The organism is Blautia sp. RTP21359st1_E11_RTP21359_211015 (genome assembly GCF_040910705.1).
Lineage (GTDB): Bacteria > Bacillota > Clostridia > Lachnospirales > Lachnospiraceae > Blautia_A > Blautia_A fusiformis.
Genome location: NZ_JBDGAB010000011.1, coordinates 23,580 through 34,488 on the forward strand (window position 1 = coordinate 23,580; position 10,909 = coordinate 34,488).

The 10,909-nt window shown below is 45.5% G+C and carries 9 protein-coding genes; 7 read left to right on the top strand and 2 right to left on the bottom strand.

What is annotated here, in order from left to right:
• Positions 1 to 27: 27 nt before the first annotated feature.
• Positions 28 to 657, bottom strand: coding sequence for an RNA polymerase sporulation sigma factor SigK (gene sigK, locus AB5026_RS05770; protein WP_110102496.1), 630 nt, complete (start codon positions 655 to 657; stop codon positions 28 to 30).
• 181 nt (positions 658 to 838) lie between these two features.
• Here sigK and AB5026_RS05775 point away from each other — a divergent pair, with 181 nt between their 5' ends.
• The 3 genes from AB5026_RS05775 to AB5026_RS05785 are packed head-to-tail and all read left to right on the top strand — an operon-like array spanning position 839 to position 6,425.
• Positions 839 to 4,378 (top strand): DUF5717 family protein, encoded by a 3,540-nt coding sequence (locus AB5026_RS05775; protein ID WP_256164083.1) that lies wholly within the window; start codon positions 839 to 841, stop codon positions 4,376 to 4,378.
• The gene (locus AB5026_RS05780) at positions 4,375 to 5,649 is read left to right on the top strand and encodes a DUF5716 family protein (protein WP_022426152.1); all 1,275 of its coding nucleotides are present in this window, start codon (positions 4,375 to 4,377) and stop codon (positions 5,647 to 5,649) included. The genes AB5026_RS05775 and AB5026_RS05780 overlap by 4 nt, the downstream gene beginning before the upstream one ends.
• Positions 5,646 to 6,425, top strand: a complete 780-nt coding sequence (locus AB5026_RS05785) for a hypothetical protein (protein WP_059085392.1) — start codon at positions 5,646 to 5,648, stop codon at positions 6,423 to 6,425. Before AB5026_RS05780 ends, AB5026_RS05785 begins: the two co-directional genes overlap by 4 nt.
• On the opposite strand, the gene AB5026_RS05790 is transcribed toward AB5026_RS05785, so the two are convergent.
• Entirely contained in the window at positions 6,422 to 7,861 is a 1,440-nt protein-coding gene (locus tag AB5026_RS05790; RefSeq protein WP_173739607.1) for a hypothetical protein, read from the bottom strand. The two genes, AB5026_RS05785 and AB5026_RS05790, sit on opposite strands and share 4 nt — an antisense overlap.
• Positions 7,862 to 8,028: 167 nt before the next feature.
• On the opposite strand from AB5026_RS05790, the gene AB5026_RS05795 reads away from it, so the two are divergent.
• The 4 genes from AB5026_RS05795 to AB5026_RS05810 form a co-directional block, all read left to right on the top strand.
• On the top strand, positions 8,029 to 8,751 hold the full coding sequence (locus AB5026_RS05795; protein ID WP_368212958.1) for a LytR/AlgR family response regulator transcription factor: 723 nt from the start codon (positions 8,029 to 8,031) through the stop codon (positions 8,749 to 8,751).
• 92 nt (positions 8,752 to 8,843) lie between these two features.
• Complete coding sequence (locus AB5026_RS05800) at positions 8,844 to 9,734, top strand: amino acid ABC transporter substrate-binding protein (RefSeq protein ID WP_114002003.1); 891 nt, start codon at positions 8,844 to 8,846, stop codon at positions 9,732 to 9,734.
• A gap of 229 nt (positions 9,735 to 9,963) precedes the next feature.
• Positions 9,964 to 10,614, top strand: a complete 651-nt coding sequence (locus AB5026_RS05805; RefSeq protein WP_022426149.1) for an amino acid ABC transporter permease — start codon at positions 9,964 to 9,966, stop codon at positions 10,612 to 10,614.
• A 21-nt stretch (positions 10,615 to 10,635) separates the two neighbouring features.
• The coding region (locus AB5026_RS05810; protein ID WP_368212959.1) for an ATP-binding cassette domain-containing protein at positions 10,636 to 10,909 on the top strand (274 nt) is incomplete at its 3' end.

The window sequence follows — 10,909 nt, forward strand, 5'->3', positions numbered from 1 at the left end:
GGGAGAACGAAAAGAACGTTCTCCCCTTTACTGATTTTCAGGAAAAAGAGTACGGAGTTTTCGAAGAGCGTTCTTTTCGATACGGGATACATAGGAGCGGCTGATGGAGAGATTTTCAGCAATCTCTCGCTGGGTCAGTGGCTCCTGACCATTCAAACCGTAGCGGCAGCAGATCACCTGGTATTCCTTTGGGGAGAGTACTGTCCGGATACAACGGAGAAGATAGGAAATGCTGTCCCTTTTGAAACAATCATCCACAACATCAACGGGTGGACTTTCAATGATATCGAGAAGGCTGATCTCGTTGCCTTCCCGGTCTGTGCCGATGGGCTCATAGAGAGAAACTTCTCTGGAACGTTTCCTGCGGGCACGGAACATCATGAGAAGCTCATTGTCAATGCACCGTGCAGCATAAGTGGAAAGCTTGGAAGTCCGGCTGGGATCAAAGGTGGAAATGGCTTTGATCAGACCTATGGTGCCTATGGAGATCAGATCATCCTGATCCTCGTCACATCCCTGATATTTTTTTGCAACATGTGCTACGAGGCGGAGATTGTGTTCGATAAGAATATTTTTTGCTTCCGGATCGCCCCTTTGGAGCTGCAGAAGATAGAACTGCTCTTCCGCAAAAGAAAGCGGTTTCAGAAAGGTTTTCAAGGGTTCACCTCAAAGGGGATTTCCTTATAGCTTATGAGCCGGACGTGCTTTTCGTGCTTTTCCAACAGAAACTTTATAAAAAGGACAGAGGCGAACACCTGTTGCGCCACATTCTGATCTGGTGTATAATCATAAAATACGAGTGACAACAATCAGTGTATATTGATGAGGAGTATATATTTTGAAAAAGAGGATAGAACAGCTTCTTAACGGAAAATTTATTTATGAACAGCCTGAGCTTCTGTTTTCACAGGACCGTATTTTCGCTACGCTGAAGGCAGGAGAGACTACAAAGGATGAGATTTATTTCGGTACCGATGACAACCGCAGGATCAGTGGCTTTGTGACTTCATCTGACCGGAGACTGGTGCCCGGATTTGACCGCTTTTCCGGAACCACAGTGCGCATGCCTTATGGGGTAGATGCAGAGGGAATGAAGCCGGGAGAGAGCTTTGAAGGCTGGCTGTGTTTTACTACCAGTATCGGAGAATATAAGCTGCCGTTCACTGTACAGGTACAGACGGAAGAGGTGAAGAGTGCAGGCAGAAAGGTATCTTCTCTGGAAGAATTTCTGCATATTGCAAAGGAAGATTTCCATGAGGCTTACCGGATCTTTACAGAACGACATTTTTCCCTGATCCTGAGTGATCAGAGTGAGAAGATCCGTTCTCTTTATGCAGGAATGTCACAGCAGCCGGTGACCTATCAGCATCTGGAGGAATTTCTGATCGCAGCCGGTGCCAAGGAAAAGGTGACATTGAGTCTGAACAGAGAAGAGGCCGGTTTTTATGATGTCAGTGAATCTGTTCAGGAATCCCTTTATATCCACAGGAGCGGATGGGGACACTTGCGGGCAGATATTGAGGTAAACGGGGATTTTCTGGAGGCAGGCAAGCATGTGGTCACAGAAGAGGATTTTATCGGAAGTACCTGTGAAATAAACTATGTGATCCGCCAGGAAAAACTTGGAAAAGGAAATCAGTACGGCGAGATCATTGTAAAAACCCCATACCAGAAACTGGTATATCACGTTCTTGCATCCAGAGGAACTGAGAGTGCCGTGAACCTGGATCTTCTGGAAAAACAGTACCGGATATCTCTGATGAAGGAATACCTGGGATATCTCTGTAAAAGAACAGATTTTCAGGCCTGGACAGCCTCTACTCATGAGAAGCTTGACCGTATGGGCGAAAACGGACTGAAATATCCGGAATATCAGCTTCTGGAAGCCTATCTTCTTCATCTGGAAGGAGAAGATGACCAGGCTTCAGAAATCCTTGAGCGTTATCAGAATAAATCCTTTCATCACAATGAACTGGAACTGGCAGGGATTTATCTGTATCTGTGTACACAGACCGGGCTGTACCGGGATAAGGAACAGGCCCTCCGCAAGGTACAGAATTTCCAGATGCAGAAGGAAGACAGCTTTATCCTTCTGAAACTGGTATTTGAAATGGATCATACGCTTTCTCCGTCAAAAAAGATCTTTCTGATGGAGGAACTTTTTGAGCGGGGATGTACAAGTCCTTTTCTGTATCTGGAAGCATGGAACAGTATTTGTGCAGATATGTCTCTGCTGCATCGAATCAATGGGTTCTGGGCCCAGGTATTCCTTTTTGCAGGAAAAGAACAGATGCTGACGGAAGAGCTGGTCATGCGCCTGGCATATCTTTCCGGTTATGAGAAAGCTTTTAACGAAAGTCTGTACCGTGCTATGGCCATGGGATGTGAAGCCTTTCCGTCGGATGATACCGTGGAAGCTATCTGTAAATATATTATGAAGGGAAATCCAAGAAAACCGGAATATTTTCAGTGGTTTTCCGCTGCCGTGGACCGCGGGATTCGGATCACACGGCTGTATGAATATTATGTGGAAACACTGGATACTTCTTATCGGAGAGTCCTGCCGAAACCGCTTTTGATGTATTTTACCTATAACAACAATACTCTCGGTGATTCCAAGCGTGCCTATCTGTATGCATGCATCATTGCAGGGAAGGAACGTGATCCACAGACATACGAAAGTTATCGTGAAAGCATGGAAGAATTTGCTTTCCGTAAGTTACGGGAAGGCCGGATGAATGAAAATTATGCCGCTGTTTATCAGGAATTCATGCGGGAACCATCGGACAGCGAAAAAGCGCAGGTGATCGCCTCCAGAATGTTTACCTGCCGGCTGTATACGGATGATCCGAAGGTCCGCAGTGTGATCGTCCGTCACAGACAGATGAAACAGGAAGAAATCTATCCGTGTATCCATGGGATCGCTTACCCAAGGATCTGCAGCGAAGATGCGGCCGTTGTATTTCAGGATGAAAAACAGAGACGTTATGCTGCTACGGTAGATTATAATCTGACACCACTTTTTGATGATCGTGAGATGGTTCCGGCAGTGCTGGAAAAAGGGGCGGATGAACCGGCTGTGCTTTTGTATTACTGTCAGGGTCAGGAGATCAGTCGTAAGAATCTGGGAATTTTTCAGAAACTGGTCCTTTCACCGGCGTTTACCGATGAATATAAGAGGCTGATCCGCAAAAAGATCCTGGATTATTATCGGGATCACGTGCAGGGAGAAGATCTGGATGCCTGTCTGGAGATGATGGATTATCGGGAATATGCCATGGTCGACCGGAAAACCCTTCTGGAGATCCTGATCCAGCGGGGACTGTTTCCGCAGGCTATGAGCGTGGTGGAAGCATTTGGATTTGAAGGAGTAGAGGAGCGTGCGCTTCTGAAGCTGGTAAGCCGTATGATCATCCGCTGTGACTGTGCGGAAGACGAAGAGCTGATCGCACTTTCCTCTCATGTATACCGACAGGGAATCTATGATGAAGTGATCCTCATGTATCTGATGAAATTCCGGTTTGGACCTGTGGATGAACTTCTGGATATCTGGAAAAGTGCCTGTGGGTTTGAGATGGATACCTATAATCTGGAGGAGAGGATCCTTTCTCTTCTGATGTTTAACTGGGATTACCGGCCAGAGGGTGCGGATATCCTGAAAGCATATATCCGTCATTCCGGAAAAGAGAGTGTGATTGGTGCGTATCTGACTCTGATGTCTTACGGAATGTTTGTAAAAGAAATGCCGGAGATGCCTGGACTTAAGGAGTATCTGAAAAATCGCAGAGAAAAGGAGTGGCCCGGAGACCGGATCTGTGACCTGACCCTTCTGAAACTGCTTTCCGAAGAAAAAACTGCTGATGAAGAAAATCTGGAAATGGAGGAAAAAATCCTCTCCTCCTGTGTAAAGGAAGGAATGCTATTTGAGTTTTTCCGGAATCTGGATCAGAGTATCCTGCGACCGTATCAGCTGGATGATAAGACTTTTGTAGAGTATCATACTTCACCGGAGACTTTGGTCACACTGTATTATTCCCTGGATACAGGACTTGGAACTGTACCGGACTATAAAAGTGAACCGCTCAAAAATGTCTATGAGGGAATTTTTGCCAGAGCATTTACATTGTTTTATGGAGAGACCCTGCGATATTATTTCCAGACAGAAGATGAAACCGGTGTACACAAAACGGAAGAAAAAATACTGACCATGAGCCAGAGTAATGACCAGGCATCCAGCAAATATCAGCTGATCAATCAAATACTCTGTGCAAGGAAACTGGAGAAAGATACGGAAGTGAAGGAGAAGCTGGCACAGTATCTCCGGCAGGAACAGTACGTTAATGAAATGTTTGTCATAGAGAAGGAACCGGAAAGATGAATGAAATTCGTGACTTGATCATAGGAATTGATATTGGAAAAGAATACACACAGATCTGTTATTATGACAGAAAAGCAGAAGAAGCCCGTTCTCTTTCCATGAAGGTAGGAGCCAGTCAGTACGAAGCTCCGGGCTGTATCTGCTATCGTACCGATCACGGTGATTACTGCGTAGGCCTGGAAGCAGAGTATTTTGCCAGGGAAAAGGGCGGGATCATGATCGGAAATATCTATGATATCTGTCAGAAGGAAGAAAAGATCCAGGTGGCAGGAGAGGAAAAAGAGCCGGCAGAGCTTCTGGCACATTTTCTAAGGGGAATCCTGAAATTTCTGGGAATCCAGGATATCGTAAAGAATACCCGGTGCCTTTGTATCACATCGCCGGAGCTTAGTACACTTCAGGTACGGAATTATCAGAAGGCCTGCAGCCTTGCAGGTTTTTCCCGTGAGAAATATATGCTTATGGACTATGGCGAGAGCTTTTATTATTATGCACTGGGACAGAAACGGGAAACCTGGAATCGAAGTGTAGGATGGTATGCCTTTGCAGGCGATACGGTAACTTTCCGGAAGCTGACCATCAACGGCTCTTCCAGACCGGTGCTTGTAAAACTGGAGGATCCGGTCAGTACAAAGCTTGAACCGGAAGAAGAGATCCGTGATGTGGAATTTTACCGTTTTATCAGTAAGACTCTCGGCAAAGAGCTCTTCTCCAGTGTGCAGATCACGGGAGAAGGATTTGACCAGCAGTGGGCACAGCAGTCTGTAAAGCTCCTGTGTCATCAGGGACGGAAGGTTTTTTACGGAAACAATCTTTTTGCAAAGGGAGCCTGCATAGCCGGTAAGGACAGGCTGGAGGATAAAAAACTCAAAGGTTACCGCTATTTAAGCGATTCGCTGGTGGCTGCGGACGTAGGAATGGATATGCGGGTGATGGGCTCTCCGGCTTACTATCCGCTGATCGAAAGCGGCAGCAACTGGTATGAATGCAGTGCATCCTGCGAGCTGATCCTGGATGATACCAGTGAACTGGTATTTGTGGTAAGTATTCCGGAAGAAACCGAGAAGAAACGTGTGGCCATGGCACTTGAGGGTCTGCCAAAGCGGCCTAATCGGACTTCAAGGCTTTCCCTCACGCTGAAATACGTATCGCCGAGAGACTGTGAGATCACAGTAGAGGATCTGGGCTTTGGCGAAATGTATCCTTCCAGTGGGAAGATCTGGAGGGAACTGGTACGATGGGATGAGCAGGAAGAAAGGAAGCAGGCATGAGCGGATATATTTTATGTCAGGTAAAAAAGGCAGAGAAGCCGTTTTATATCGAAAATATCAGTACCAATATCTATTCTATAGAAGAACTCTGCTATTATCTTTATAACAATCTTTATCTTGTGGACAGCTCATTGATCAGCAGTAAGCTCTGTACCTGGCTGGAGGAAGAACTGGAGCTTCCGAAGCTTGCGGCCAAGCTGAAACCTTATATTGGAAGAGAGGCCGGACTTGAAGAAGTACTGTATCCGATATTTAAAGAGATCAATTATCTGGCTTATGAAGAGCTTAAGACCTTAAACGGGCGCATTGAAGCCAGAAAACGTGAACCTGAAGAAATACGGGAGAAACGCAAAGGTGATGCGCTGATGGAGAATCGGATGTATGTGAATGCACTCCGTGTTTATCAGAAGCTTCTGGAGCATGGCGGGAAAGAAATCACCGGAGAGATGCGTGAAAGGATCCTGCATAATCAGGGATGCGCATACAGTTACCTGTTCCAGATGGATAAAGCGCTGGATTGCTTTTGGAAAGCATGGAAGGAGAAGCATTCAGAGAAAGCGATGAAGGTTTATCTTCTGGCCTACCGCAGTGTTCACAGTGAAGAAGAATACAGGAAACGACAGGAAGATCTGAAGACAGATGAAATGGTAAGGCAGGAAACAGACCAGGCTCTGAAAAGCTTTGCCGGTCTCCCGGAGCAGCATATCGCATCCGGAGAAACCGACAGGATCCTGGAGGATCTCACAAGAGAATATCACAGAAGTACCGGCTCTTAAAGCTGTTCAAGAAGTCCCAGCAGGATCTGCTGGGCTTCTTTTTTTGTATATACGGATTCTTCCTCAGACAGGGAACAGAGGTAATCATTCAGGGCCTGTCCAATACTGGTTTCTTTCAGATAGATACAGAGAAAAGTATCTTTTTCGGAAAGAAAGCAGAGAAAAACGGAATAGTCAGACAGAACTTCCAGATGGATCCCGGTTTCAGGAAGTACGGAAGGCTTCAGGATCCTGCATTTTTCATGTCCCATATCTGTGTCAAGAAGATGCTTGAGGGCTTTTTTTCGCTCTTCTTTCGGAAGAGGAGTCTGATGGTAGGAATAAGGTCCGTCAAGGAGTCCGGTACGGGCAAATTTCCGGATCCCGTTCAGTGTAAAATAATTGCAGGAAAAGGCAGCTTCGGTAAAAGCAAAGGAAGGCTGTTTCAGAACCGCTGCCAGCTGGGTATAGACCGGATCGGAAAGATCGATATCCCTGTTATCAAACAATGACTGAATAAAGCCCGGACCATAGGACATCAGTGCAAGGCAGGGATGAGATTCCAGTGCAAAATTTGTTGAGATCTTTGTCTGCATGATAGAACCAAAGATATTAAGGATCCTGTCCGGAGAATCCGACTGCAGGAAGAATTGGCTGGAATTCTCAAGAGCCCGCCGGAATTCCTGTTGATATGCGTGGATCGCTTCCGGATTTTCAGTAAAAATACAGGTCATCATATCCGAGGATAACAGCAGCAGCTTTTTTTCAGTGAGTAAGAAAAAAGGAAACAGTTCATAGCTGGAAAACTCTCGGCCTGTCTGAGTATAGTAATAATATGGCTGGTAGCCCACAAAACCTGACAGGATCGGAAGGAGTGTGCAGAGAAAGGTTTCCAGATTCATGTTGTAATCCGGTGAGGCGGACGGGTTCTGGTGAAGCGGCAGGATCTGGATCACCGGTGGCAGTTTCTCATATTTGGGATAAAGATGGGAAAAGATCTGTACAAGAAGCCGGCAGTTGGCCGGAAGGTTGGTACGGATCGTTTCAGAAGAACCGGAAGACAGGATGTCCTCAAAAAGGCTCAGGACCTTCTTTTCCACATCAAGAGAAAAAGTTCCACGGTAAAAGGGAAAGGATGGAAGCCTGAGAAAACCCTCCCGGGAAATGACCTGCTGGGAGCTGATAACACCCAGAAGCTCCTGTATATATTTGCGGTTGTAATATATTTCTTTTCCAATTTTTTCTATTTTATATAATTCCATCAGTTCCCTGCGTTGGGAAGGATTGATCCGGAGGGAATCGCAGAACTGGCGCACAAAATCAATACCGGGAAGACGTTTCCCTGTGATCATACGTTGTAGCGAGGTACGGTCAAGTCCCGAAGAAGCAGATAACTGATAAACGTTTTCTCCTGTATCCTTTAGGTATTCCCGGCATTTGTTGCTGAAATCAGACATAGTAGTACTCCTTTTGGTGCTTATATGACATTATTATACGAAAACAGATCATGAATTGCAATAATTTGTAAAAAAACAAGGCACAATTAGAAGCACATATTGCGTAGGTCTTTCTTTGAAAATAAAATGTTAATATCAGAAAGAGCATGAGGGAGGAAAACACGGCAATGGCAGTGATGACGATCGCGATATGTGATGAAATACGAAAGGATGCACAGAAGCTGTACAGGCAGCTTTCCACACTGGTCCCTGATGCAGAGCTCCTTCTGTATCGGACCAGAGAGAGTCTCCTGAAGGGACTGGCAGAGGGACACAAGATCTGCGATCTGATATTTCTGGGACTGGATGGTGATCAGGGCAGGAGTCTGGAAACTGTGCGGGCAATGCGCCTGAAAGGACATTATATCCCGGTTGTGCTGGTGGCAGAGAATGAAAAATTCTATAAAGAAGCATTTGAAGTGTTTGCCTATAACTATCTGGTCAAACCGGTTGAAAGTGGAGAACTGGAACATGTTCTGGTACATATCCTGGAGGTATGCAGGCGTGAAGGCGGAAGAGCGCTGTATTTTCGCTACAGGACACAGGTTTATACACTGCAGCACGATCATCTGGCATATATATCCAGTAGTCTTCACAGTGTGACATTTCATCTTACCGATGGAAAAAAGATCAGCTGCAGAGCCAGGCTGGGGGATTTTTCGGGACAGCTGTCAGACAGTAGCTTTCTGAGATGTCATCAGAGCTTTTGTATCAACATGGAGAAGGTAACTTCACTTAAGAAGAACAGTTTTGTGGTCGGACAGACGGAAATCCCAATTTCCAGAACATATCTGAAAACGGCCAGAATGAAATACAAAGATTATCTGGCAGAGCAGAAGGTTTGCTCTTGACAGCTCCTTTTGGGTATGTTACTATAACCATACGCTTTCACGTGGTAGAGTGACCATGTGATAAAGAGATAACCGAAAAAAGGAGAATGACCATGAAGAAAAGAACAGTTGCAGTAGTAATGGCGGCAGCGATGACAATAGGAATGATGGTAACAGGAGTGAGTGTACAGGCAGGTGTTGAGGATAAGACCCTGATCGTAGGATTTGATGCTGAATATCCTCCGTTCGGATATAAGGATGATAACGGAGAATATGTAGGATTTGACCTTGACCTTGCCCAGGAAGTATGTGATAATCTTGGTTGGGAACTTGTTAAGAAGCCTATCAACTGGGATTCCAAGGATATGGAGCTGAACTCCGGAACGATCGACTGTATATGGAATGGATTTACTATCAACGGACGTGAGGATGACTATACATGGAGTGATCCATACATCAACAATGAGCAGGTGATCGTAGTTGCCAAGGATTCCGGAATTGAGAAGCTTGCGGATCTTAAGGGCAAGAACGTAGTTGTACAGGCTGCATCCGCTGCACTGGACGCATTGAACAACGATGACAATAAGGAACTGAAGGACAGCTTTGCATCTCTTACAGAGAATCCGGACTACAACACTGCATTTATGAATATTGATTCCGGAGCTGCAGACGCTGTTGCTGTTGATATCGGTGTTGCTAATTATCAGCTTTCCCAGAGAGGCAAGGATAAATATGTGATCCTTGACGAGCCGATCCAGAACGAGCAGTATGGCATCGGATTCAAGAAGGGAAATGATGAACTGGAAGAGCTTGTATGGGATGAAGTTGAGAAACTTGATGAGTCCGGTGAGGTAGACAAGCTTGCAGATAAGTATGAACTGGATAAGAGCATGCTCTGCATCAGCGAGGACAAGGATAAGACAGAGAATTCTGATTCAGCAGAAGCTGACACAGAAGAAAGTGCAGACAGCACAGAGAAAGAAACCGATTCTGAATCCAAATGATCCGGTACAGATCCGGCACAGTAAAAGCTGTGAAGATAATTTTTTAAGCTATCCAACAGCAGTAGAAATAAGAAACATAGCAGAAGCTTTTGGAGCTTCCGCATAAAAAGGAAATGAGGGTGCTTCGGCGCAGAAAGAGCTGCCGTACACGCTCATTTCCTGTTGTTTACAGGAATTACAGGTATCAGTCCGATAAATGGGACTGATACTCCGAACCAGGAGGAAAAAAATGAGTTTTAGTGTAATGCTCCAGCAGCTGGCAGGAGGAATGCTGGTCTCTATTGAGATCTTTTTTGTAACCTTGCTGTTTTCTCTGCCGCTGGGACTTCTGATCTGTTTTGGCAGAATGTCCAGAAACAAAGTGATCCGTACCATTGTATCCGGGTACATATCCATCATGAGAGGAACGCCGCTGATGCTGCAGCTGATGGTGGTATATTTCGGCCCTTATTTTATTTTCGGGATCCGTATTTCCATGGGATATAGTCTGATCGCTGTATTTATCGCATTTGCCATCAACTATGCAGCTTACTTTGCAGAAATCTATCGCGGCGGCATTGAATCCATGCCGGTGGGACAGTATGAAGCTGCAAAGATCCTTGGATACAATAAGGTACAGACATTTTTCCGCATCATCCTTCCACAGGTGATCAAGAGGATTTTGCCGTCTATTACGAATGAGGTCATTACGCTGGTCAAGGATACTTCCCTTGCGTTTGTTGTGGCAGTTGCGGAGATGTTTACCATTGCCAAGCAGATCGCAAGTGCACAGACAACAATGATGCCATTTGTGATCGCTGCGATATTTTATTATGTGTTCAATCTGATCGTGGCTGTTGTGATGCAGAAGGTTGAGAAAAGTATGAATTACTATCGCTAACCGGAATGGAGAGTATAAAATATGAAATTATTTGAAATGAAACATATCAAAAAAAGCTTTGACGGACTGGAAGTTCTCAAAGATATCTCTCTTGACGTGGAAGAGGGAGAAGTTTTAAGTATCATCGGTCCTTCCGGTTCCGGCAAGTCAACCATCCTGCGTTGTGCCACAGGACTTGAGATGCCGGACAGCGGCGAGATCATCAAAAACGGTGATGTGGGACTGGTGTTCCAGCAGTTCAATCTGTTTCCGCATTTTTCCGTACTGAAAAATATAGTGGATGCACCTCTGAAGG

Excerpts from the sequence above, each read along its gene's own strand:
- AB5026_RS05785 (WP_059085392.1), top strand. The coding sequence starts at position 5,646 with ATGAGCGGATATATTTTATGTCAGGTAAAAAAGGCAGAGAAGCCGTTT.
- AB5026_RS05790 (WP_173739607.1), bottom strand. The coding sequence starts at position 7,861 with ATGTCTGATTTCAGCAACAAATGCCGGGAATACCTAAAGGATACAGGA.
- AB5026_RS05780 (WP_022426152.1), top strand. The coding sequence starts at position 4,375 with ATGAATGAAATTCGTGACTTGATCATAGGAATTGATATTGGAAAAGAA.
- AB5026_RS05805 (WP_022426149.1), top strand. The coding sequence starts at position 9,964 with ATGAGTTTTAGTGTAATGCTCCAGCAGCTGGCAGGAGGAATGCTGGTC.
- AB5026_RS05795 (WP_368212958.1), top strand. The coding sequence starts at position 8,029 with ATGGCAGTGATGACGATCGCGATATGTGATGAAATACGAAAGGATGCA.
- AB5026_RS05800 (WP_114002003.1), top strand. The coding sequence starts at position 8,844 with ATGAAGAAAAGAACAGTTGCAGTAGTAATGGCGGCAGCGATGACAATA.